Genomic DNA, 22,735 nt, shown 5'->3' with positions numbered 1-22,735 from the left:
AATCTGTATACTCTCTTATGGAAGCCTCGTTTCCCCCTTCCGAGTTTCGGACCTATGAGGGTCAGAGGGCGCTGCTTGCCGCCCCCCGTTACCGCCTGATTACGGAGCGGGAGAGCGAAAGCGGACTCAGCGCCTTCATGGCCGTCTGGGAATTCCCCGAATTCCGCTTCGTGGAGCATTTTGCGGTAGTTCCGGCAATGCGCGGTAGAGGTTTGGGCGAACGTCTTCTGAAATCCTATCTAGAGAAATCGCCCGGGCTTGTCCTGCTGGAAGTGGAGCCTCCCGACTCGGAATGGCCGAGAAGAAGAATCGGATTCTATGAGCGGCTCGGTTTTACGCTTAATCCTTACCCCTATGCGCAGCCGCCCCTTCGGGTGGGTCAGTCGGCGCTTCCGCTCCACATTATGAGCTATCCCGGACTTCTGGAGGAACGTCAATTTGCCTTTTTTAAAGAGACGGTGTTCCGGGTGGTTTACAAGGTTCTATAGATCCATAGTTAACCGGCATTTTGACGGCAGTCTGGAGGGAAAACCGCCCTGAACGCCGAATTACAAACAGTGCATACACTGTTAATTCTTACAATCAGGAGGTATTGAAATGGCCAATTTGTTAAGCGGGCTGCTGGGTAATTATTCCGAGGTATCCATTCCGGAGCTGAAGAGTCAGTACGGAGCGTATCTGATGCCGGAAGAGAAGATTGAAATGGGATTTCGTCTGGTGCGGGATACGTTTATCATTACGGACGAACGGCTGATTTTTATCGATCATCAAGGCGTGACCGGCAAAAAAACTCGGGTCGCCTCCATCTCCCTCGAATCGATTTACGAAGTTACGATGGAGACAGGCGGCACCGGCTTTGACGACAGCGAAATCACCATCCACTACATTCAATCGCCGTATTTTAAAACCAACAACGTACAAATCGGCTCCTACAAATTCGAGTTCGGCAAAAAATTCAACGTCCAGCCGATCTACGTCGCTCTGCTCACACTGGCGCATCAGAACCACAAGCGTCTGAACGCTTAAATTAGAACTTATCCTGAAAAAATGCTGCCTAACGCCGTCCCTTGCGGGATGGCTTTTATTTTAAGCCTGGCTGCGACTCCCATAGCCGCTCCACATTCACAAGCCGCGTCCCATCGAACTTCAGCTTATAAATATCCGGCTTGGTCGTCGACAACAAGAAATCAAATCCGTACGCTTTATCGTAATAGTGCATGATAATCGCCATGATATTGCCGTGGGTTCCAATTGCAATGTTGCTCACCACATACTCCCGAAGCAGCCGCTCCATAATCGGCACGGCTCGTTCCTCGGCTTCTTTGTGGCTTTCTCCGCCGTCAAGCTTAAAGTGAGTGTCTTCAAAAGAACGGCGGAGCGCAACAAGCAATTCTTCATCTCCAAATTCCCTGTTCAGAGCTCCAAATTCCCTTTCCTTCAATTCTTCATATAAAATAATCTCCTTCCCCGCCGCTTCCGCCAAAGGCTGTAGGGTAGCGACCGCCCTCGTATATGGACTGGATACAAAATGCGCAATATCCTCGTTCTTCAAAATCTCCTTCACTCTGCCCGCATCGGCGGCCCCTTGCTGCGAAAGGCCACGGGTTCGTTCCTGACCGGTCAGATACGGCGAAACAGCATGTCTGATCATATAAATAGTGGTATGCATTCTTGATAACTCCTTTTGGTGATCCGGCCATTTTTTCCAAAGTATTCCGTTTACTACATTCGGCGGTGCGGCCGCATTTCCTGCGGATAGCCTACTAGTCCATTCCTTAAGCTTTGAAATCGATCCTTGGGCTGTCCAGACACGTCCCCCTCTCTCCATGAACCGGAAAATCTCCCGTTCATCCTCCCCATTTCAGCGCCTTCTATCCGATAAAGCGGAATTTCTCCACCTTATTTTGCCATTTTAGCCCACAGATGTGAAGGTACGGTGAATAAGACGGAGGAATTCCCGCTAATCACTCAAAACAGCAGAAAAACAAGAAAATAGATGGAGCTATTCCCGTTCGTCAAGCTAACTCCGTTTCTTTGGGCCCTACCGCAAGGATTCTGCCCTACCCTGCTCCTGTAAAATGAATGTGAAAGGAGTTTGAAATGTAAAATGAAAATTAAATGTGAAATAATGGATTTACACCTTACAATAAAGATGATACGATTTAAGTAAACTAACAGTTTACTTTTAGAACCGGAGGTGTACGAATGGATCGGGCAACACGCAAAGAGACCATCTCGGCTCTTCATCAAGAGAATATTTTGCATGCCGCGGAGCAGTTGTTCGCGGAAAAAGGCATTGCGGCCACGACGATGGACGATATTGCGAGGAGCGCCGAATACAGCAAGCGCACGGTGTACCTTCAGTTCCCGAGCAAGGAGGAAATTCACGACCGGATCGTCTTAAAAGGGTTCTTGCAGCTCAAGGACCATATTCTGCGGAGCCTTGACGGCCATGAGGGCTTTTTGCTCAAATATCGCGTCCTTTGCGCCAGCCTGATGGCTTTCTATGAGGCATCTCCCTTTCTCTTCGGCCGGATTGTCGATTTTCAGACCCAGCCGTTGCACTGCCCGGATTTGCCTCAGGTGAAGAAGGATATTTTCAATGTCGGGGAGGAGATTAACGCCGCACTGGGGGAGATGGTCTGGCTGGGAATCGCAGAAGGCACGGTGATGCCGTGTACGCGAATCAAGGAAACCATTCTGATTTATTGGAGCAGCTTGTCCTCGCTTATTATTTTGGCTAACCGAAAAAGCAGCTATATTTCCGAGACGATGGGCACGACGCCGAAAGGGCTGCTAGAATACGGCTGCAATCTGATGCTGCGTATGCTTGTGAAGGAGGAGGAACATGGCGACAAAACGGCTGCTGGCCATTAAGGGCGGCCCCAGACCGGACGGAATCACGGCGAAGATGCTTCGTATTGCCGTTCAGGCGGCGAAGACGGCGGGCTGGGAGACGGACATCTGCGACTTGTACAAGGTGAACATTACCGCCTGCAAAGGCTGCCCGGAGTGCCGGGCAACCGGTATCTGCCCTCCCGGCGGCGAGCTTGCCGCGCTGTGGGAGCGGCTGGCTTCCAGCGATCTGGTTATATTGTCCGCGCCCACCTATTACGCCAATGTGCCTGGACAGGTCAAGCTCATGTTCGACAGGCTTGCGGGCAAGGCGATGGACCGCAGCGGCGGGGGCATTGCTCCAAGGCCTACTCTGTCCAAAAGCCAGCAGTACCTGCTGATGACCGCGTGCAACACGCCGTACCCGTTCAACCGGGTTCTCCGTCAGAGCTCGGCCTGCCTCGCCGCCATGAACGAGTTTTTCCATATCTCAGGTATGACCTGCCGAGGAAAGGTCGTCTGTCCGGGCGCCAAGAAGCTGACGGAGGTTCCAGCCAAGCTGGCTTCGCGTATTCAAAGCTTTTTTTAATCCAATATAGCCATTCATTTAGGAGGTTAATCTGTGAAGAAGAAACTGTTGATAGTCGTTGGTCTTGTTCTGCTCATAGGGATTGGTTCGGGGCTTACTTATCTGTATCAGGTGCGCAGCTATCAAAACAAGATTAAGAATCTCACCATATCCGATGTCCCCTTCTCCCGTCTGGCCGATGGCACTTATGTCGGAGAATACGATGTGCGTTTTATCGACGCCAAAGTTCAGGTTAGCGTGCAGAACGGCAAAGTGACCAAGATCGACCTGCTGAAACATAAGAACGGGCATGGTGCTCCCGCCGAAGCTATTCTTAAAGAAATCGTCGCGAAACAGACGCTGGAGGTGGATGCCGTCAGCGGCGCGAGCAATTCCAGCAAGGTTTTGAAAAAGGCGGTAGAGATCGCGCTTGTTCAAGGCGAGAAATAATCTTCTCAAATTCCCTTCTGCCAAGAAGACCTGCACGCTTCCTAAGAAGAAACGGCTTCGCCGTCCTCTGGAAGAGGAAGGCATCCGTTTCTCGTAAAAATATCAGGTTAAGGATAAGCGCGAAGCTTATACTTTCTGATATTTCAAGAAGAAACGCCTGACGGCGTCTTTATAAGACGCAAGTACGTTTCTCGTAGAAATATAAGTCAAAATGTTAAGCCCCCGGCTTATACATTCTTATATTTGAACAAAAGAAGCTGCCTTCAGCCTATTAACGGCTGGGCAGCTTCTTTTTATCAACAGCAGCTTATTTTAGCCCTCCTTCATCAGCTCCCCGATCCTCCGGCGCAGCCGCTTAATCTCCTCCAGCAGCGCCGCGTTCTCATCGTCGCTCTCCGGCGTTTCGGCCTGAATGAGCTGTGTAAGCCTAAGCTGCAGCAGGCCAAGCTCATCCTCTGCGGCCCGTTCCCGTTCCGTCATCGCGCGCTCCCGGTCTTTGGACAGATACTCTTCATAGGTTCCGGGAAACTGCTTCGGAAAGCGTCCGCGCTCCAGCACCGCCAGCCGGTTGGCGATATTCGATAGTAAATACCGGTCATGCGTGACGAGCAGCAGCGCGCCCGGATAGGACTGTAAAGCCTCCTCAATGACCTCTCTTGTCTCAATGTCGAGATAATTGGTCGGTTCGTCCAGCACCAGGAGATTGACCCTGCCGAAATATAGACGCAGGAAGGCAACGCGGCATTTCTCCCCCAGGCTTAAATTGCCGATAAGCTTGAAGGCGTCTTCCCGTGAAAATAAGAAGCAGCCCAAAATCGTCCTTGCCTCCGTCACCGTCATTTCGGGGAGCTGAAGCAGACTGTCCAGAAGAGTAGAGGAGGGGTCAAGCTGCTCCAGCTCCTGGGCAAAATAACCGACCGTCGTCTGCGGATGCAGAGCGACCGTCCCGCCGGTCGGCGTGTATATTCCCGCCAACAGCTTCAGCAGGGTCGACTTGCCGGACCCGTTCGGTCCGATTACGCCGATCCGGTCCCCCCGGCGGACCGTAAAGCTGAAGTCCTTCAGCAAAGGACCTTCGCCCGGATACGCGAATTCCGCATGTTCCGTTCTCAGCAGCGTTCCAGCGGTGAATTCCCCTCCTGTGAGCCGCATGTTCAGCTTGGCGCTCTCCCGCGGCTCCGCCGTGCGGTCCCGGTTCAGTCGCTCCAGCGCCGTTTCTTTCGCATGCAGCCGGGACACGTTCTTCTTCGACTTCGCCCGCAGAAAATCGTTCTGCCCGGCGGAGCGGTGCGCCTGCTGAAACCATTCCGCATAACGCCGGATGGCTTCTTCGAGCTTTTTCTTCTCCAGCTCTTGTTTCTTGTACCGCGCTTCCTGTTCTCTGGCCTCCACGGCCTTCTGTTCGCGGTACTGCGTATACCCCCCGGAGTAACGTCTGCCGCCGTCCGGCCTCAGCTCCAGCACGGAGGTCGCCGTGCGGTCGATAAAGCGGCGGTCATGCGAGACGTACAGCACAGTGCCGGAATAGCCAGATACCCACCCTTCCAGCCATTCCATCGTTTCCGCGTCAAGATGATTGGTCGGCTCATCCAGCATCAGCAGTTTCGGCTGACGGGCTAGCAGTTGGGCAAGCTGCACCCGCGTCTTCTGCCCGCCGCTCAAGGACCGGTAGGGCAGATCCCAGATTTCCTGCGGAAGATTCAGCTGCCGCAGCGCTTTTTCCGCCTTCGCCTCCCAACCGTAGCCGTCCACCCGCAGATAGTCCTCGTAGGCCTCGCCGTATTCGGCCAGCACGGCCTCCCCTGCTCCTCCGCCGCTTTGGAGTCTGCCGCCGAGCTGTTCCAGCCGGGCTTTCAGCCGCGCCGCTTCGGCGTTCCCTTCCAGGACAAGCCGGCGGGCGGTCACTCCTTCCCGGGGCTCAAGCTGCTGATCCAGTAGCCCCCATTCCTGTACGGGCAGACCGCGGTACACCGTGCCCGATTCCAAGGGCACACTGCCCATCAGTCCCTTAAGCAGCGTAGTCTTCCCCGCCCCGTTGCGACCGAAGAGCGCCATGCGTTCTCCTTCTGCCAGTTCAAACGACAAATTCTGAAACAGGACGTTCCCGTTCCATTCCTTGCTTACCTCTTTCACACTCAGTACCGGCATCCGTCATCCCTCCAAATTCAAAATAAAAAACCGCAGCTGCCGCTGCGGTCAAAAATATCGTATGAAAGGAAGACGGAATGGCGCGGTTCGTTCAACGTTCAACCAATGGCAGGCCTACTGCCGAACGGCAACAGCCATGAACAGGATCATTGCCGGGGCGATCCGCGGCAACTGTTCCTTAGCCTTTTTAAACGAAACGATTAGCGATCCCTTGAATCTCCCGAAGACATACGTATCCCTGACCATCCGCCCTCATGGGCGCACCGCGGCTTGTGCATATGCTTATCACAAGTTGGCTGGTCTTCTCAGGAAACGCATTAGTTCTTCATCGTAGGGGAGATCCTCCGTCAATTGTCCGAATTTGAATTATTCCCATTATAAACCGGCCCGGTCCCGGCTGGCAAGGGCGGCGAGCTTCGGAACGATTAGGCTGATTTACAGCTCCAGACCTTTAAGGATGACCTGCTTCTCCGCCGCTTCAAAAATCGTTTCAATCAACCGCAGCACACGGTGGACCTCCCCGTTCTTGACCAGCGGCTCGCTCTTTCCTTCGATCACCGAGACAAAATTATCATAGAAGCTCTGCTTCGTGCTCTCAGGGTTCTCGATCGGCAAGCGCAAAGTCGATTCCTCCGAAGGAGGCGCCATCGTCTTCGTGAGCCCTTGGCCCGCCTGAATCGGCTTCGGCTCGACCTTGACTACATCCGGATTATTCACCACGATCTCCCCGCTGAGATCCCAGTCGCGGATAATGGCGGTTCCTTCCGTGCCCTTGACATACCAGCGGGGCAGCTTGATGAAGTTGGTCGTTCCGACCTCGATTACAGCGGACAGGCCGTCTTTGAACCGGATCAAGCCGGTGAACCCATCATCCACCTCGGTTCCGAGAATGGTGCTTAATTCGGCGCTGACGCTGTCGATTTTGCTGCCGGTGAGCAGCAGAAGCTGATCGAGCAGATGGACGCCCCAATCCAGCAGCATGCCGCCGCCGTACGCCTTGAGCTGGCGCCAGTCGCCGGGAATGCCGTTGGCTCCCTGAACGCGGGACTCCAGATGAAACACCTCGCCGATCTTTTTCTTCTGGATGATATCCTGAATAATGAGGAAATCTTCGTCCCAGCGCCGGTTCTGGTGCACCATGAAGATCCGGTCCTCTTCCTCGGCTACAGCGATAATATCAAGCAGATCGGCGCTGTTTATAGTCACCGGTTTTTCACAGATCACATGCTTTCCTGATTTCAACGCCTGAATGGCGATGGTCTTGTGGACATCGTTAGGGGTCGCAATCAGCACGACATCGACGGTTTCATCAGATAAGACCGCTTCCAAACTGTCATAAGTCTTAAAGCCCTTGGCCGCAGCCAGTTCCATCCGGTAGTCGACCAAATCATAAACGCCGGTTACCGCCAGATGCTCGGACGGCTCAATTAACTGCACATGGTAGCTGCCCATTCCCCCGAACCCTACGATGACAAGACTGTACGTTTTCTGCTCCATTCTTTATCCTTTCCTTTCCGCGTGTGGTACTGGAACTTTCGCAAGTTCTATTTTTGCTCCATTACATTTTACACCGTTTCCATTCGTACAGGAATTGTACCAATCCACAAAAAATAGATGCCTCCGCTTGGAACAGCCATTATACTTGGTTCAAAACAATTAAAGACCCGACTATCCCCTTGGAAGGATGCGAACGTATATGAACACTCTATTATTTGTCACGGATTTGTATTACGAAGCCAAAGGGCGCACTTACTATGAGGAAGATTTGTTTCTGACTTCCCGGCTCAGAGAGTCGTTCGCGCTCACGATTTGCCATCCGCAGGACATTCATTCTTTTGAGAAAAATTATGATCTCATCGTTATCCGAAATGCCGGGCCCGTCGCCCATTTCAAGGACAAGTATTGGTCGTTTCGCGAAAGAGCTGCCACCCATTCATACAAAACGTATAATTCGTTTAACGGCAAAGGCGATATGAACGGGAAGGAATATCTATTGGAGCTTACCAAGGCAGGATATCCCGTCATCCCGACCATTGATGATATTGAGCGGATTGTCGATTTGCCGCAAGCCCCGAGCTATATTTCCAAGCCGAAGGACGGGGCAGATTCCATAGGTCTTGAGATTGTATCCTTCAAGGATCTGCAATCCAAACTGGATGCCGCCGAAGAGCGGAGTATTCTGATTCAACCGTTCATTGATTTCGAATATGAGGTCTCGTTTTATTTTATTGATCATGAATTTCAATACGCGCTGTATGCGCCGGACCAAACAAAGAGATGGATCCTGACGGAGTATGCCCCGACCAAAGAGGATTTGAATTTCGCGAATCGGTTCATTGAGTGGAACAATCTGGATTGGGGAATACAGCGGGTAGATGCATGCCGGACGAAACAAGGAGAGCTTCTGCTGGTTGAACTTGAAGATTTGAATCCCTATCTCTCCCTGCTGGAATTAACGCCGGACATCCGTCGAAGGTTCGTTGAACACTTAAAGGATTCGCTGAAAAAAGCGCTTCAGGCCTGATTCTTTATAGTCCAGGGTTGTCATAGACGACTTCCGTTCCGCCAGCGAAATCGTGAATCGCCCTCCGGTCCTTCCGGACAATCACCATCACGATGCTGATAATAATGGCAATCCCGTAAGTGTAGCTGTACAACAGCCAGCATAGCCCGTTACGCAGCAGCATCGATCCGATACCGGGTGAAGTTCCATCGAGCTTTTGAATACGGATTCCGCAAATTCTTTTGCCGATTGTGCGGCCGTTCCAGAATACCGGCACAAGCACCATATAGGCGGTGGTCAGAATATCTCGTGAAAGTCTTCCCTCTGTGTTTCCGCCAGTGATGAGAAAGTAAATGATCGCCGCCGGGAGCCCGAAGCAGAGACCGTCCAACACTTGGGCGCCCAGTCTAATCCAAAAGCCTGCATTCTTTTCGTCCATAAAAACGCTCCTTTGAAGTGCCTGGAATAAAATGTTCGGAGATAGAGTATCACAGAACAAGCTTCGATGGCTGTTGCCAATGTTGCGAAACATAAAAAGCTAATCCGGTACTCAGGATTAGCTTCTTTCGTCTGCTATAAGGAACCGTATGCCTATAAAATCGTAACGGTGCTGCTCGACCCGGTCCACTGGATCTGAACGCCGAACAACAGCGGAACGCTGCTCAGCGGAATCATCAGCGTCCCGCTCTCATTGCGCGACGCAAGCATCGGTACTTTCGTCCCGTTCACGGTGGCGTAGTCGGTCAGCGGCTTGTGCGACGCCGTCCGGCCGCCTGCCGTGATCGTCAGCGCCCCTGCGGAGTCCAGCCCCAGCTTGGCGCCTAGCACGGATGCCGTCTCTCTGAGCGGAACATACACGCGGGAGTCTTTGAGCAGAAAAGGCCGGCTCAGCTTAATCGCCGTTCCGTCAATAATAATCGTACCCTCTACCGTCTTTTGCTCCAGCACATAGCCGTATTTCCGGGCGACGCTCTCCATATCGAGCGTTGTGGAAGTGATAACCACCGTCGTATTTCTCTGCACCTGCGGAAACAGCCAGTGGATGTCGTCATTATGCATCCGGATGCAGCCCGCGCTGACATACTTGCCGATCGAAGACTCTCTGTTGTTGCCGTGAATGGCGTAAGTCGTTCCTCTTGTGCCGTACGCATCCAGCCCGAGCCAGCGGTCGCCAAGCGGATTGGCGGGATCGCCGCCGGGAATATGATCTTTGTAATAAGGCCGGTTTTTAATTTTATTGAAAATCTTGAAGCTGCCTTCCGGGGTCAAACTCTTCTCCTTGCCGGTAGCCACCGGGAATACCTTAACCAGCTTGCCGCCATCGAAAAAGGCCAGCTTGTTGACCTTTTTGTTTATCACGAGCATTTGTGTGCCAGCCGCCTTCGCCTCTCCCGCGAACAGGCCGGTACACAGCAGAACTAGCGCAAGCATCAGACCGAGCGCTCTGCGCCAATTGAGCCAGCCCCTTCCTCTTTGACCCTCTCCCTTGTTATTTTTCATTCATGTTCCCCTCCAGCCTGGACTGCTAAATTTTGTATCTCTTTATTTAATTAACGGATTCCGGAGGGAAATGTTGCCACTTTTGCGCAAAAAAATTCCGGCCTCCTCACCGGAGACCGGATTGCCCGTTTGATATGCGTCAGCCTTTTACAATTCTCAGCATGCGTCCCGTACCTTTTTGAAACTCGTAGGGCACCCGGATTTCCTCTGCAGTGCAGCCATCCTGCGCAATTTGAGCCAGCAGGTCGTCCATTTTGCCGTACCGTTCTCCCGACAGGCCGACCAGCGGATAAATGCGCAGTTCCTTTCGGGTCACACGCAGCAGTTCCCGCAGCGTCTTCAGATGAAAGTCATAATCGAGCCGGTCGCCGTACATGAACAAAAAATGCGCGGACAGCGTCAGATCGAACCGGCCGTCATCGAACGGCAGAACGGGCAGAACCGCTGGAACATACCGCTCCGGGTAACGCGCCATATCGGCCGTACATTCCTGCAGAGCACGTTCCCGATGCTCCCGAAGCTCCTCCACGGAGGAGAAATAGTCCCACTTGAAACCGGCCCGGGCTTTTTCCATTTGGTCCATCGCATGCCGGATATCCTCCAGCCCTTTCTCTTCAAGACTCCGGGCAGGATACCCGTAGGCAATGTCGATCGACACCGCCCCCACTCCGAGCGCATTCGCCCGGGCCGTAAACGCGCATGCGCCGCCCGGACAATCCAGAACGGTCCGCCCTTGAAGCTCCTCTTCGGACAGACCGAACATCGCCATATACTCCTCATAGGTTCTTCCGATAAAAATAATGCGGCTTAAATCCAATCGATTCTCTTCTAAGCTCATCTCGTCTCTTCCTTTCTCATCTTCACTCGTCTCGTCTATAGCGGCCATGACCGCTTCTTCCACTTTACCATATTAAGGCTATTCGGGCAGCCGAATTCTTATTAATTCTGCGAAATACTCCGCTCCAATTTTCAAAATATTGTCATTGAAATCATAGAGCGGGTTATGGAGCGGGATATTGCCCTTACCGTCCGAAGCAGCGCCGTTTCCAATGAAAACGAAGCAGCCCGGGATATTTTGCAAAAATGCGGAAAAATCCTCTGAAACCTTCACCTGCTGCACATTTGCGTCGACCTTGGCTTCCCCCGCCACATTCAAGCCCGCCTTTACGGCGACATCCACGCATTCCATCCAGTTCACCGTCGGCGCAAACTCATGGGTATAGTGAAATTCGCATCCCGCACCATGCATGCCGCATATTCCCTCGACTATGGCCCGCATTCTTTCTTCCAGCATCTGTTGAACCTCGGGTGTGTAGCTGCGGGTGTCCCCCTTGATCTCTACATGCGTCGGAATCGCATTCCGGATGCCGTCCGTATGGAGCTCGGTACATGAAATTACGGCCGGAATATTCGGGTCCAGATTACGGGAAATGACCGTCTGCACGCGCTTCCCCTTCTTTCGCAAATGTAGACGGGCCATGCCTAAATTTCGTGCCTTACCGGGCAAGATCGGCTATAACATCAAGAAGTACGTTGGCTCCGGCAACCAGGTCGGGCCACGGCGTGTGCTCCTGCGGGTTATGACTGATGCCGCCGATGCTCGGAACAAAAATCATCGCTGCCGGACATATGCGGGCAATCATCTGAGCGTCATGACCGGCACCGGACGTCATCCGCTTGGAGGTCAGACCGCGCTGCTTGGCGGCGGCTTCCACCATCCCGACAATAGCAGCGTTGAAAGTGACCGGCTCAAAACGCGCCATGCGCTCTGTAAGAATGGTCACCCCCTCGGCAGAGGCAAGTTCAGTGAGGTAGCCCGCAAGCGCCGCTTCTTCAGCCTGTAAACTCTGCTCGTCCGGATTACGCAGGTCAACAGTAAAAGTGGCCCTTGAAGGGATGACATTGATCGCATCAGGCTCAAAGCGGATGCAGCCAACTGTCGCCACGGCAGGCGTCTGCGAACGGATCGCACGGTCGCGTAAAAATGTAATGACACGGGCTGCCACATATCCCGCATCTTTGCGCATCGACATCGGAGTCGTACCCGCATGGTTGGCGACACCCTCAATGGTGATCCGCTGCCACGAAATCCCCTGAAGATTCTCGACCGCACCGATTGGAATGTCCATACTTTCCAGCACAGGTCCTTGTTCAATGTGAAGCTCCACATAAGCATGAGGCATCATGAAGCCCGGCTCCTCGGTACCTGCATAGCCTATACGAGCCAATTCCTCACCAAGTACGCTTCCGTCCGTCCCTACAGAGGCCAGAGCCTCCTCAACCGGCAGCCCGCCCGCATACACGAGCGACCCCATCATATCGGGGGCATAGCGCACGCCTTCCTCGTTCGTGAATGCCGCGACTGCTATAGGACGGGAAGGGATGAATTCGGCCTCCCGCAGTGTCCGAATGACCTCAAGGCCGGCAAGAACACCATAACAGCCGTCGTACACGCCGGCATTTATGACGGTATCAATATGCGAGCCAATCAGGACCGGTGCTTGATGATCTTGGTCTGGAACACGCCAAATGCCGAAGATGTTGCCGATCCGGTCAACCGCCGCCTCCAGGCCGGCCTCCTTAATCCATGCGATCAGCGCGTCGCGGCCGTTCTTGTCATTGTCCGAAGCCGCCAACCTGGTCAACTGATTGCCCGGGTCACGGCCGATTTGTCCAAGCTGCTGAATATGTCTAAGCAATCGGTCGGCATGAATAGATAAGTTCAAACTGCTGAATGTCATCTTCATTTCCTCCTTTCACTTAGCCGCCCCATACGATGTCCCTGTACCCCTCCGGGTCCGTATCGCCTTCTGTGCTGATGATGAGAACTCTCGATTTCTCGTTCAATTGAAGCCGTTCCCCCACTTCCCGCAGCGCTTGTTCCTCCTGAATCAGGCTCAGAACTCCCAATCCCACAGCGCCGGATTTTCCGGAAACGACCCGCGGATCGCCGGGCAAAGGATTGCCGAGCATTCGCATGGCTTTGGCCGACACCGCATCCGGACAGGAAATGTACATATCCGCATAATCCCTTAAAATCTCCCAAGCCACCGAGCTGGGCTCCCCGCAGGCCAATCCCGCCATAATCGTCGGCAGATCGCCGGTTACCGCATGGGGCTTCCCGTCATTTTTCACGGCGGATTTATAGATGCACGCTGCTTCATTCGGCTCGACAATGATCGTTATCGGACGTTCGCCGCCGAATTCCGCCACGAAATAGCCCAGCACGCTTGCCGCGAAGGAACCGACACCCGCCTGAAGAAATACATGGGTTGGACAGCCCTTTCCGTCCCCCTTCATTTGCTCCATTGCTTCATGAATCAGAGTGCAGTATCCCTGCATAATCCAGGTAGGGATGTCTTCATAGCCCTCCCACGCGCTGTCCTGAACCAGAAATCCGTGATGATCGGCGGCGTACCGGGCGGCCATTTTTACCGTGTCATCATAATTCAGCTCCGTAATGGAGGCTTCCGCTCCTTCCTTTCTGATATTTTGCAACCTTGCTGCCGAAGAGCCTTTGGGCATGAACACCACTGATTTCTGTCCCAGCTGATTGGCCGCCCAGGCAATCCCTCTGCCGTGATTTCCGTCTGTTGCCGTAACAAAAGTAAGTTCTCCCAACCGCTCTTTGATCTCCCTGCATTGCAGTTTCTCAAAATCAAGCTCCGAGATATCCAGATTTAGCCGCTCCGCCAAATACTTGCCGACAGCATAAGAGCCGCCCAGCACTTTAAAAGCGTTCAGTCCGAATCTGTACGATTCGTCCTTGATCCATATGCCGCCCACGTTTAATTTGTGAGATAAAGCTTTCAGGCTGTGCAGGGGCGTAGGCTCATATTCAGCAAAACTCCTGTGGAAGTTTCTCACTTTTGCAGCCGCTTCACGGTCAATGAACCGCACCGGCGTTCTATCGCCATTCATCTTACGCGCCCGTTCGTTCGCAATATACTGAAAATCCGCAGTATCCATCATCAGACTCCTTTCTTTTCATAACCCTTTTGTATCCATTGTAATGTAATATATCACATGTTACATTCCATATATTTTGCTGTCAATCAAGTCTTTCCACGCTGAAGCAAAGCGAGATTTGATACTGCTAAATTGCACATGATATATTACATACAAAAGAATTGAGGAGGCGCCCTATTGCTGCCAAAATCTACAACCAAAGTCAAACGCACATCGATTCGTGAGCAAGTGTACCTTCAAATACAAGAATGGATTATCAGCGGAGAATTAAAGCCGGGCGACAAGCTGAAAGATCAGCAATTAGCGGACGCGATGGGCGCAAGCCGCACCCCTATCCGCGAAGCTTTATTAAGACTGGAAGAAGAAGGAATGGTGCAGACCAAGGCCAATAGCTGGACACAGGTTGCTCCTGTTGATATTTATCAGGCACACCGTTTGTATCCGATCATCCAGTCACTTGAGAAGCTTGCCGTTTCTTTTGCCAAAGCAAATATTAAGCCGGAGCATATCCGGCAGTTGGATACAATCAACGAAGAACTGGAACGCGCTCTTAAACAGGAAAATGCACTGGAAGCCCAGCAATGCGACGCCCGGTTCCATCAGGTAATCATCGATTTGTCTGCAAATGAAGAGCTTATCAGTGTGTTGGATGGGCTTAAGAAAAAGCTCCGGCGTTATGAGGTTACGTATTTTAAAGGCTTTTTGGGAGCGGAGCAATCGGTGGAGGAACATAAGAAAATTATCGGCGCGCTAAAAGAGGAGGATTTCGCCGCTGCCGCTGAATTCATTGAATCGAATTGGACCAACAGCTTCCGGCGCCGCTTCGCCGCATCCGAAACGGAAGAGACCGAAATTTAAATATCAAGAGCATGAATAATTCACATGAAGTTCAAGCATAATAAACTTCGGTTTTCAATTTATTTCACTAGGAGGATACACCATTGAATACGAACATTTCCAATCAAGTAAACCAAGGTGAGCAGCTGGTTCAACGGCTTATCAACGAAACACAGCAAGCCAGCCAACTGTATCAACAACTGCTTCAGCAGGAGGAGCAAAATGCAAGACAGCTGGAGGACCTGGCAAACCGCGAGCGTAGAGCGTCCCAAACGATCCAGACGGCTCTGCAAGGCCACCAAACAGCCATTCAGCAGCTGCAGCAGATCTCCCAAGTTTTCCGTCAGGTAGAGCAGCAATCGGTCCAAACCGGAGCAATAGGCTCGTCCTACAGCCAGCCGGTATTCCATAACCCGGCAATCCCGTCCGGCCTGTCCTATGGTTCTTCATCCTTCGGTTCTCCGATAGGGTCTTCTCCGATCGGTTCTTCTTCGATCGGTTCTTCTTCGATCGGATCTTCTTCGATCGGTTCTTCGCCAATCGGATCTTCGTTTACCGGATCTTCTTCCTTCGGCGCCGGCTCTTTGCACACTCCGGTGCAGTTTTCTTCGATGCCGGGCCGCAGCTTCCAGCAATAAAAAGGGAGCCGGCTCTAAAGTCCGGTTAAACTAAGGCAGGGACTGTTCACTCGGCTGTAAAGAGCCAGGACAGTCCCTATTTTTTAACTGGAATATTTCAGTGCTTTTATTCCGTCTTTCAGAGGGCAGCGCAAATCGTAACTTGCAAATATAGACTGGGTGAGCCTTCCTTCTCTCCGGTATAATGGATAGCGTATACTGATGATTTTCAGCAGGGCGACCAACGGAGAGGAGACATCACGCATGACAATTGGAGTTACTATTGAAAAAATCAACGGAATAGAAGAGGAACTGGAGCGGCAGCTGGGAGATCTGCTCGTTCGGGTCGTCGACGACGGAGCATCCGTCGGTTTTTTGCCACCGCTTTCTGAAGAGGAAGCTGTGGATTATTGGCGCGGTGTACCCGGCGATGGGGTTATATTGTGGGTCGCTATGGAAGACGGAGAGATTGCCGGTAGTGTTCAGCTCCATCTTGCCCTGAAGCCTAACGGGCTCCACCGGGCGGAAATCGCCAAGCTTATGGTCCATCCGGAGCGCCGCCGGCAGGGCATTGCGCGTATGCTGATGGAAACGGCCGAAGCCTGCGCGGCTTCTGAAGGCAAAACCTTGCTAGTACTGGATACCCGCGGAGGCGATCCCTCCAACCTCCTGTACCAATCGCTCGGCTTCGCGGAAGCCGGCAGAATTCCGGACTATGCGCGGTCGGCAAGCGGGGAACTGCATGAGACGGTATTTTATTATAAGAAGCTCACATAGGCAATAATACGGATTGCTTTAATTTTGAAACATTGTTACAATCGAAGTTACAATTACAGTTAAATAGCAACTATATTAAGGAAGGTGATACCATGTCCATTCAGAATTTACACTCCGCCGATGAGCTGGAGCAGTATATTGCAAAGCCCGGAAAAAAGCTGCTGTTCAAGCACAGCACCACCTGTCCGATCAGCGCAAAGGCGTTCGAGGAGTTTCAAACGTATCTAAAAGACAATGATACCGACGCCGCCGTCGTGCTCGTGATCGAGGACCGTCCGGTTTCCAACAAAATTGCCGAAGATTTCGGCATCAAGCATGAGTCTCCGCAAATCTTCCTGCTGGAAGACGGCGAAGTGCGCTGGAATACATCCCACTGGAAAATCACGCAGTCGAGCATCAAAGAGGCTGTAAGCCAATGAACACCCAAGTCATCGTTTATTCCACCGAGGGCTGCGGAGACTGCAGCCGGGTGAAGCGGATGCTTCAGAGCGAAGGCATCCCGTTCGAGGTCAGGGACATCATGACAAGCCAGGCCTACCAGCAGGAAGTGGAAAGTCTTGGCTTCATGGGCATTCCGGTTACCGTAGCGGGCGGCAGAGCGGTCAAGGGATTCAACCACGGCGAACTGAAGGAATTGATTGCCGCGGCAGGTTTGAACCAATAAGCTTATCACGGATGATTAATCATCCGTTTCTCCGCATTGAATCACCTGATTAGCCAAATGATCAATGCATCTTAAAGGAGCCTTATTCCTACCGGGGAATAGGCTCCTTTTAGTTTGACGCCTTAAGGGAGGGCTTCGCTTTTTTTTATCGAACTATCACCAGATGGATTTCAAGGTGTATATATGCAAAGAGATGATTTCAATGCTTCCTTCCTGGACGTACAGTTCCACTTCCTGATGGGCCGGGTCTGGAAAAACCTGATCCGTCAGCACGACACTTCCGTCATTTGCGAACACTTCGACAGAGGAATGGTCGGCGAATATCCGGAGCTTGATGATGCCGCCGGAAGGCTTCAGGGCCACTCCGTGCTCACAGGAGAAATCGGGATGGAAGTCCGTGATGCCGGCATTTCTGCGGTCGATGGACAGATAGCTGCGGCCGGCGTCATAGCCGATCACCGTTCCCTGGCCGCCGGAGCCATGAATTCGAAAGCCGAACGAAGAAGAGTCCGCTATTTTGATTTCTGCTTCAATTTCCAGCGTACTGCCGTGAATTCCTTGCAAAAGATTTCCGTCCCCGGCTTGGACCGCCAAATCCTCCATCCGAAGCTTCGGTTCTCTGAGCGTCTCAAGCTCTTTTACCGGCAACTGGCGGAGCCGAATGCCGTCTTCGGAATCGGCAAGTCCCAGCTCCCTCGGCAGCGTCATCGCGCCTCTCCAGGCTTCGGTCGGCAGCAGATTGGCGTATTTCCAGTTGTTCATCCAGCCGATGAACAGCCTGCGCCCATCCTGAGCGGGAACGTCAGACCAGCTCACTCCTGCATAGTTATCCCTGCCGTGATCCAGCCACAGCACCGTATCCGGCGCATTGTCGTTGACAAAGGAGATACCGTCGTATTCCCCTATGAAATACTGGGTCCGCGAGCCTTCCGCCAGCGCTTCATTCGGGCCAATACTGACGATGAGCACCCATTTGGACTCTCCGCCGCTTTCTTCGACCGGAAGCTTGAACAGATCGGGGCATTCCCACACGCCGTCATGCGAGCCTTCCGACGCGCCGAATTCACTGCCGAAAGACCAATGAATCAAGTCGGGAGAGTGGTAGAACAACACACGCTGTCCGGCGGCGAGCACCATCGCCCACCGTTCCCGCTCACCGTCCCAGAACACTTTGGGATCGCGGTAATCGATGTGCCGCTCATCCTCAAGAACCGGATTGCCCTCATACATCGTCCAGGTCCGTCCCTTGTCAGTGCTATATGCAAGGCTCTGTCTCTGGCGCGGCCCTCCGCTTTCCGGATTCACATCGTGATGGGTAAATATCGCCACCAGACCGGAGCCTCCGTTAAAAAAGCCCGTAGTATCATGCCGATCCACTACCGCACTGCCCGAGAAGATCGCCCCGTTATGATCGGGCCGCAGCGCAATGGGGAGCTCTTCCCAGAAGACAAGGTCCTTGCTGACGGCATGCCCCCAGTGCATGGGACCCCACACCGAGCTGTGAGGATGATGTTGATAGAACAGGTGATATTCACCCTCGTACCAAACCATGCCGTTGGGATCGTTCAGCCAGTTCGCTGCAGACGAATAATGAAATTGCGGGCGAAACGTTTCACAGTATGATTTTGTTATCACAACTTCATCTCCTTTTCTCTTTAATCAGGAATACGCCGGAGTCATCTCCCAGACTTCCATATCGACGTGCTCCGCCGGTCCATCTGCCCAGAGCAGCAGGCCAAGCGCATCCAGCCTTGACGGGTAAGCCCGGGTGGTCAGACTCTTCAGCCCATTGGCGTAGCATTCGATCAGCGACCGGTCCACAAAAATATGCAGATGCAGGTCTTCTTCTCCTATCGGAAGCAGTCCTCCCTGTATTCCCCGTGTCCGCTCCCTCTCATCGAGCGTCGTCTTGGTCCGGTCTACCTCAAGCCACTGCTCCGGGCGATTGAACCGGATCACTGTCTCCTCCGCACCGTCCGGCGATCGGCGAAGGGAAATGCCGAACTGCTCCGCCCGGCAGGAATGAAAGCTCAGTTTGATTTCCAGCAGGTCTCCGCTCACATCGGCCAATTGCCAGTTAATCTCTTCCAGACTGCTTCCGGCCGCGGATAACAGCCGTCTGCCCCGAAGCCGCTCGGTTTCTTCCACCGGCTCTACGCCAAGCCGCCCGTCGGCCCGCAGAAACAGCGATACCGGCATGCCCGCGCCGTGCGCCCAGCCGCAATCATAGTCGATTTCCGGCGTCCGTTCGCCTTGGGCAATCGTAAAGACGAGCGAGCGTCCGGTCCGGGGATCAACCATCCCGCTTGGTCCCGTGAAATGAAAATCGCCGACGTCAATCAATCCCGGCTCATCATCATCCGGCGTAAATCTGCACGTCTCGCGGTCCCACACTCCAATCCAGTAGTTGACCTCAACCTTGGCGCCTTCTCCCCAAGGACTGATGAGCAGGACATGCTTGCCCGAACTTGCCGCTTCTTTCCCTTCCAGCGGAAGCGGAAGCAGAACGGGAAGCTCCCAGGCCTTGCCGAGATACGGGTATTTGGCGTAATCGCTGATATATAAAGGCCCGCGGCACTCCCAGTTGAGCATGTCGGAGGAGACGTAGACGAGAGCCGTCCCGCCCTCTTCTTCTCCGCCCGCACCCGTTCCGACAAGCATATAATAGATTCCTTCTTCCCTCCAGACAAAAGGATCGCGGAATTCCCCGAACAATCCGGCTCCCCTCTCCTGCCTGACAATCGGGGAAGGATGCTTGATCCAGGTTTTCAAATCGTTATCGCCATCGGCGGGGTAGGCGCTTTGCGCAAGACCAATGGACTGATTCGGGGTCTCTCCATTGTTTCCAATGGTATAGAACAGCACCGGTATGCCATGTGGATCATAGGCGGCGCTGCCCGACCAGATTCCGTCCGGGTCCAGCCCTTCCTCCGGGCTGAGCGCGGTCGGCAAATCCCGCCAGTGAACGAGGTCCGGGCTAACCGCGTGTCCCCAGTGAATATGGTGGTAGAACGGGCCATTGGGATTCTGCTGGTAGAACAGATGATACTGGCCGCCGAAATAAAGCGGCGCGTGGGGCTCATTCATCCAGTGTCCGGGCGGATTCATATGAAACTGCGGCCGGTGCCGGTCGGCGGCGAAATACGGACGCGGGATTTCCATGGCCTCCCGTTCGATGAAAGGGATAACGCCGTCATAGGGCTGAAGATCCTGCTCATACTGCCGGCGGATCTCGTCTTCCGTTAGCGCCGAATCATAAATAGCCAGCTCGTCCATCCAGCCGTCGTAGTGGTTCATAATAAAAGACTCCGCCAGAACGACGCCGTTATTATTGCGCCCGATGAGCAGGTCGGCGCTGCTGGGCGTGATTTTCAAAGGTTGATCGAGAAGAGTCTCCGCTGTTTTGCGTCCGTTGAGATAAAGCGATATCCGCCCTTCGCTTCCCGCGAAGACGGCGCTCACAAAAGACCACCTGTGCAGAGGGACCGGCTCGGATGACCACGCCTCCAGCCACCTGCCGTCCACTCCTGCCTGGAGCGACAAGGCCCCGTATCTGAACAGACCCAGAATATAGCCTTCCTTCTTCTCCCGGTTATGCTGGTTCACGATGGCCGAAAGCCGGTTCTCCGCTCCGTAATCATACGTTCTCGGGGCAATCCACGCCGTTATCGTAAGATTCTCCACCGGCTGCGGGGTTTGCCCGGCCAAGCGGCGAATGAACGTGGAATAGCCGTCAAAAGACAATGCTTTTCCCTTAATTCCTTCAGCCCAGACCGGGTCCCTCGGAGCCTGGAAACGCCCTTTGCCGAGTGCGAATTGTACAGTATCGGCTTGGCCGGATACCGATTCCGTGGCTTGATTTCCCTGGCCTTCGTCAAAAGTCCAGTATGCAATCGGCTTCTTCACCTTGTTCTCTCCATTCTTTCCGCGTTTTTAAGAAGAGACAAGCCAGAGCGTTCTGACGTTCCGGCTTGCCCCATAAGATGCGGATTTCTCAAAATTTAAGACTTTATAAGCTTCGCGCCTATCGTTTGGTCTTATATTTTCACGAGAATCGTATCTGCGTCTTAAAAAGACGCCGTCAGGCGTTTCTTCTTATCAGCTGTTATTTCTGAGCTTTCATGTAGCGGTCGTAGCCGTCCTGATACACCTTCATCAGATCCTCGATGCCCATTTTTTTCAGATCGCCGAGGTATTTGTCCCAGCCTTCATCCACGCCGCCGTCCATCAGGAATTGGGCGCGCATTTTGTTGGTGTAAGTCTGAATTTCCGGTTTCAGGCGGTCAATCGTCTGCAGTTCTTGATCCGTGAAGAAGATAAGCGGAAAATGCTCTTTTTCCATCTGCGGAACGAAAATATTCTTGATGTCGTCCATCCGTTGTTTCGCACGCGGTTCCGGAGCGACTACCTTCTCGAAATCTTCTCCCGTAATAACGCCTGCCCCGCCCAAAGCGACCGTCCGCCGGAATTCGCCCGGGTTCTCGATATCTTTCTTCTGAACGAGCAGTCCGTTCGCGTCTTTCTCAAACCATGTGCCGATCGGTCCCCAGTGAACTTCCGCGGCCGTGACCGGATCGTACAGTCTGTCGAGCCACTCGGCGGTAATATCCGGATTCTTGTTCGCTTCCGTAATGACCGTGCCACCTCTGCCAATCGCCGAACCATTGTTCCATTTCACTACCATGTCTTTGAACGGAGGCACGATCGGGTAATGATCATCCCGCTCCCCGCCCACTACGTCGGTATGGTCCCACCAAAGGAACGAGCCCAGCGATTCATCTTCCGTCTTGCCTTTGGCTAGGTACTGCGCGTCGTTATGCGTGAAGGATTCGATATCGACCAGACCTTCTTCAAACCAGGTGTGGAAATATTTTACCGCCTCTTTGTATCCCGGCTGCATAGCGGCATAGTATACTTTGCCGTCCTTGACGTTCAGATGCTCGGAGAAGGTGTTGTTGCCCGGCTGATACGTCTTGTCGGGTTCTCCGAAAGCGCCGAACAGATAGCCGATATCCCCGGTCCAATAAGCGTTGATGAAGGAGAGCGGAATTTCGTCTTTCTTGCCGTTCTTGTTCGGGTCTTTATCTTTAAACGCTTTCAAAACGTTGTGGTATTCTTCCAAAGTCTTGGGGATCTCAAGTCCAAGATTCTTCAGCCAATCCGAGTTGATATAGAGGAAGTCCGGGTTCGCGCCGATGTCCTCCTGCCCGCTTCCCAGCTCCTCGCCCACCGGCAGAGAGTAGATATTGCCGTCGGGAGCCGTGACGAGCGCTTTAATATCCGGCCGTTTGTCAAAAAGGGCCTTCAGGTTGGGCATATGCTTGTCGATCAGATCGTTAAGCGGAATAATGGTGCCGTCCTGGCCGTAATGCAGCAGCTCGGTGTCCGTAAAGCCGGCTCCGTAGAACATATCCGGCAAATCTCCGCTTGCCAGCAGCAGGTTTTTCTTCTGGTCGTAGTCCGTATCGACGATCGTCGTCCAGTCCACATGGACATTGGTATCCGACTCCAGTCTCTTGGCCAGTTCAAAATCGTTGAAATCGCTTGGCGCGAGCGCCGGACGCTTCGCCACCGCCTTAATCGTCAATTTGTCCTTAAGCGGGAAGCCTGCGGCGTTGCCGCTTGCATCACCCGCCGGACTCGAGGCCGACGGGGCCTTCGATGCCGCCGGAGTATTGTTTGAAGCGTTATTGCCGCTGCATGCCGTCATTACGACGGAAGCGCACAGGAGCGAACTGAGAACTATGGACATTTTTCTATTCATTGACAATCAAACCTCCCTTTAGTGATGACTTGCCCTATTAAAGAACCTTGCCACCTTTACATTCTCCGGGCCTCACCCCCCTTGCAGCTCATGATCGAACGGC

23 protein-coding genes are annotated in these 22,735 nt (G+C 53.2%); 11 read left to right on the top strand and 12 right to left on the bottom strand.

Annotated features, from left to right (window positions below; translation table 11 throughout):
- Positions 1-17: 17 nt before the first annotated feature.
- Together PUR_RS06060 and PUR_RS06055 are read left to right on the top strand one after the other, a co-directional pair.
- On the top strand, positions 18-488 hold the full coding sequence (locus PUR_RS06060) for a GNAT family N-acetyltransferase (RefSeq protein ID WP_179034467.1): 471 nt from the start codon (positions 18-20) through the stop codon (positions 486-488).
- 109 nt (positions 489-597) lie between these two features.
- Complete coding sequence (locus PUR_RS06055) at positions 598-1,026, top strand: PH domain-containing protein (RefSeq protein ID WP_179034466.1); 429 nt, start codon at positions 598-600, stop codon at positions 1,024-1,026.
- 55 nt (positions 1,027-1,081) lie between these two features.
- Here the strand turns inward: PUR_RS06055 and PUR_RS06050 are convergent, their stop codons facing one another.
- Positions 1,082-1,669 (bottom strand): histidine phosphatase family protein, encoded by a 588-nt coding sequence (locus tag PUR_RS06050; protein ID WP_179034465.1) that lies wholly within the window; start codon positions 1,667-1,669, stop codon positions 1,082-1,084.
- A 536-nt stretch (positions 1,670-2,205) separates the two neighbouring features.
- On the opposite strand from PUR_RS06050, the gene PUR_RS06045 reads away from it, so the two are divergent.
- From PUR_RS06045 to PUR_RS06035, 3 genes are read left to right on the top strand one after another with little or no spacing between them, the layout of a single operon-like run.
- Positions 2,206-2,877, top strand: coding sequence for a TetR/AcrR family transcriptional regulator (locus PUR_RS06045; RefSeq protein ID WP_179034464.1), 672 nt, complete (start codon positions 2,206-2,208; stop codon positions 2,875-2,877).
- Positions 2,849-3,424 (top strand): flavodoxin family protein, encoded by a 576-nt coding sequence (locus PUR_RS06040; RefSeq protein ID WP_179034463.1) that lies wholly within the window; start codon positions 2,849-2,851, stop codon positions 3,422-3,424. Before PUR_RS06045 ends, PUR_RS06040 begins: the two co-directional genes overlap by 29 nt.
- Positions 3,425-3,457: 33 nt before the next feature.
- Entirely contained in the window at positions 3,458-3,853 is a 396-nt protein-coding gene (locus PUR_RS06035; RefSeq protein WP_179034462.1) for an FMN-binding protein, read from the top strand.
- 312 nt (positions 3,854-4,165) lie between these two features.
- On the opposite strand, the gene abc-f is transcribed toward PUR_RS06035, so the two are convergent.
- Positions 4,166-6,001, bottom strand: a complete 1,836-nt coding sequence (abc-f, locus tag PUR_RS06030) for a ribosomal protection-like ABC-F family protein (RefSeq protein ID WP_179034461.1) — start codon at positions 5,999-6,001, stop codon at positions 4,166-4,168.
- 435 nt (positions 6,002-6,436) lie between these two features.
- Positions 6,437-7,498, bottom strand: a complete 1,062-nt coding sequence (locus PUR_RS06025; protein WP_179034460.1) for a Gfo/Idh/MocA family protein — start codon at positions 7,496-7,498, stop codon at positions 6,437-6,439.
- A 199-nt stretch (positions 7,499-7,697) separates the two neighbouring features.
- Here PUR_RS06025 and PUR_RS06020 point away from each other — a divergent pair, with 199 nt between their 5' ends.
- A complete protein-coding gene (locus PUR_RS06020) occupies positions 7,698-8,525 on the top strand; it encodes an ATP-grasp domain-containing protein (protein ID WP_179034459.1) in 828 nt (275 codons plus the stop codon).
- Between the two features lie 4 nt (positions 8,526-8,529).
- On the opposite strand, the gene PUR_RS06015 is transcribed toward PUR_RS06020, so the two are convergent.
- From PUR_RS06015 to dpaL, 6 genes are all read right to left on the bottom strand, one after another.
- Positions 8,530-8,943 carry an RDD family protein gene (locus PUR_RS06015; RefSeq protein ID WP_179034458.1) on the bottom strand — a complete coding sequence of 138 codons (414 nt, stop codon included), beginning with the start codon at positions 8,941-8,943 and terminating at the stop codon, positions 8,530-8,532.
- A gap of 152 nt (positions 8,944-9,095) precedes the next feature.
- Positions 9,096-10,004 carry a L,D-transpeptidase family protein gene (locus PUR_RS06010; protein ID WP_442953776.1) on the bottom strand — a complete coding sequence of 303 codons (909 nt, stop codon included), beginning with the start codon at positions 10,002-10,004 and terminating at the stop codon, positions 9,096-9,098.
- A gap of 139 nt (positions 10,005-10,143) precedes the next feature.
- Positions 10,144-10,890, bottom strand: a complete 747-nt coding sequence (locus PUR_RS06005) for an SAM-dependent methyltransferase (RefSeq protein WP_442953775.1) — start codon at positions 10,888-10,890, stop codon at positions 10,144-10,146.
- A 30-nt stretch (positions 10,891-10,920) separates the two neighbouring features.
- On the bottom strand, positions 10,921-11,448 hold the full coding sequence (locus PUR_RS06000; RefSeq protein ID WP_197970128.1) for a M20/M25/M40 family metallo-hydrolase: 528 nt from the start codon (positions 11,446-11,448) through the stop codon (positions 10,921-10,923).
- Between the two features lie 52 nt (positions 11,449-11,500).
- Positions 11,501-12,745: a Zn-dependent hydrolase gene (locus PUR_RS05995; protein ID WP_179034457.1), complete on the bottom strand. Its 1,245-nt coding sequence runs from the start codon at positions 12,743-12,745 to the stop codon at positions 11,501-11,503.
- Between the two features lie 19 nt (positions 12,746-12,764).
- Complete coding sequence (gene dpaL / locus PUR_RS05990; protein WP_179034456.1) at positions 12,765-13,973, bottom strand: diaminopropionate ammonia-lyase; 1,209 nt, start codon at positions 13,971-13,973, stop codon at positions 12,765-12,767.
- 177 nt (positions 13,974-14,150) lie between these two features.
- Between dpaL and PUR_RS05985 the strand changes: the two genes are divergently transcribed.
- From PUR_RS05985 to PUR_RS05965, 5 genes are all read left to right on the top strand, one after another.
- The gene (locus PUR_RS05985; RefSeq protein ID WP_179034455.1) at positions 14,151-14,831 is read left to right on the top strand and encodes a GntR family transcriptional regulator; all 681 of its coding nucleotides are present in this window, start codon (positions 14,151-14,153) and stop codon (positions 14,829-14,831) included.
- Positions 14,832-14,914: 83 nt separating this feature from the next.
- Positions 14,915-15,448, top strand: a complete 534-nt coding sequence (locus PUR_RS26375; protein ID WP_332107934.1) for a hypothetical protein — start codon at positions 14,915-14,917, stop codon at positions 15,446-15,448.
- A gap of 243 nt (positions 15,449-15,691) precedes the next feature.
- A complete protein-coding gene (locus tag PUR_RS05975; protein WP_179034454.1) occupies positions 15,692-16,204 on the top strand; it encodes a GNAT family N-acetyltransferase in 513 nt (170 codons plus the stop codon).
- A 92-nt stretch (positions 16,205-16,296) separates the two neighbouring features.
- A complete protein-coding gene (gene ytxJ / locus PUR_RS05970) occupies positions 16,297-16,623 on the top strand; it encodes a bacillithiol system redox-active protein YtxJ (RefSeq protein ID WP_179034453.1) in 327 nt (108 codons plus the stop codon).
- Positions 16,620-16,868: a glutaredoxin family protein gene (locus PUR_RS05965; protein WP_179034452.1), complete on the top strand. Its 249-nt coding sequence runs from the start codon at positions 16,620-16,622 to the stop codon at positions 16,866-16,868. The genes ytxJ and PUR_RS05965 overlap by 4 nt, the downstream gene beginning before the upstream one ends.
- Positions 16,869-17,024: 156 nt before the next feature.
- On the opposite strand, the gene PUR_RS05960 is transcribed toward PUR_RS05965, so the two are convergent.
- The 3 genes from PUR_RS05960 to PUR_RS05950 all read right to left on the bottom strand — a co-directional run bounded on the left by PUR_RS05960 (position 17,025) and on the right by PUR_RS05950 (position 22,632).
- Positions 17,025-18,503, bottom strand: a complete 1,479-nt coding sequence (locus PUR_RS05960) for a glycoside hydrolase family 32 protein (RefSeq protein ID WP_232101734.1) — start codon at positions 18,501-18,503, stop codon at positions 17,025-17,027.
- Positions 18,504-18,527: 24 nt separating this feature from the next.
- Positions 18,528-20,774 (bottom strand): GH32 C-terminal domain-containing protein, encoded by a 2,247-nt coding sequence (locus PUR_RS05955; RefSeq protein WP_179034451.1) that lies wholly within the window; start codon positions 20,772-20,774, stop codon positions 18,528-18,530.
- 199 nt (positions 20,775-20,973) lie between these two features.
- On the bottom strand, positions 20,974-22,632 hold the full coding sequence (locus tag PUR_RS05950; RefSeq protein WP_232101733.1) for an extracellular solute-binding protein: 1,659 nt from the start codon (positions 22,630-22,632) through the stop codon (positions 20,974-20,976).
- Between the last annotated feature and the right edge of the window lie 103 nt (positions 22,633-22,735).

The organism is Paenibacillus sp. URB8-2 (assembly GCF_013393385.1).
GTDB lineage: Bacteria > Bacillota > Bacilli > Paenibacillales > Paenibacillaceae > Paenibacillus_AQ.
Note: the sequence above shows the minus strand (reverse complement) of the source record. Positions and strands in the feature narration are given on the sequence as shown.

Excerpts from the sequence above, each read along its gene's own strand:
- PUR_RS06060 (WP_179034467.1), top strand. The coding sequence starts at position 18 with ATGGAAGCCTCGTTTCCCCCTTCCGAGTTTCGGACCTATGAGGGTCAG.
- PUR_RS06055 (WP_179034466.1), top strand. The coding sequence starts at position 598 with ATGGCCAATTTGTTAAGCGGGCTGCTGGGTAATTATTCCGAGGTATCC.
- PUR_RS06050 (WP_179034465.1), bottom strand. The coding sequence starts at position 1,669 with ATGCATACCACTATTTATATGATCAGACATGCTGTTTCGCCGTATCTG.
- PUR_RS06045 (WP_179034464.1), top strand. The coding sequence starts at position 2,206 with ATGGATCGGGCAACACGCAAAGAGACCATCTCGGCTCTTCATCAAGAG.
- PUR_RS06040 (WP_179034463.1), top strand. The coding sequence starts at position 2,849 with ATGGCGACAAAACGGCTGCTGGCCATTAAGGGCGGCCCCAGACCGGAC.
- abc-f (WP_179034461.1), bottom strand. The coding sequence starts at position 6,001 with ATGCCGGTACTGAGTGTGAAAGAGGTAAGCAAGGAATGGAACGGGAAC.
- PUR_RS06025 (WP_179034460.1), bottom strand. The coding sequence starts at position 7,498 with ATGGAGCAGAAAACGTACAGTCTTGTCATCGTAGGGTTCGGGGGAATG.
- PUR_RS06020 (WP_179034459.1), top strand. The coding sequence starts at position 7,698 with ATGAACACTCTATTATTTGTCACGGATTTGTATTACGAAGCCAAAGGG.
- PUR_RS06015 (WP_179034458.1), bottom strand. The coding sequence starts at position 8,943 with ATGGACGAAAAGAATGCAGGCTTTTGGATTAGACTGGGCGCCCAAGTG.
- PUR_RS06010 (WP_442953776.1), bottom strand. The coding sequence starts at position 10,004 with ATGAAAAATAACAAGGGAGAGGGTCAAAGAGGAAGGGGCTGGCTCAAT.
- PUR_RS06005 (WP_442953775.1), bottom strand. The coding sequence starts at position 10,890 with ATGGCCGCTATAGACGAGACGAGTGAAGATGAGAAAGGAAGAGACGAG.
- PUR_RS05995 (WP_179034457.1), bottom strand. The coding sequence starts at position 12,745 with ATGACATTCAGCAGTTTGAACTTATCTATTCATGCCGACCGATTGCTT.
- dpaL (WP_179034456.1), bottom strand. The coding sequence starts at position 13,973 with ATGGATACTGCGGATTTTCAGTATATTGCGAACGAACGGGCGCGTAAG.
- PUR_RS05975 (WP_179034454.1), top strand. The coding sequence starts at position 15,692 with ATGACAATTGGAGTTACTATTGAAAAAATCAACGGAATAGAAGAGGAA.
- ytxJ (WP_179034453.1), top strand. The coding sequence starts at position 16,297 with ATGTCCATTCAGAATTTACACTCCGCCGATGAGCTGGAGCAGTATATT.
- PUR_RS05965 (WP_179034452.1), top strand. The coding sequence starts at position 16,620 with ATGAACACCCAAGTCATCGTTTATTCCACCGAGGGCTGCGGAGACTGC.
- PUR_RS05950 (WP_232101733.1), bottom strand. The coding sequence starts at position 22,632 with ATGAATAGAAAAATGTCCATAGTTCTCAGTTCGCTCCTGTGCGCTTCC.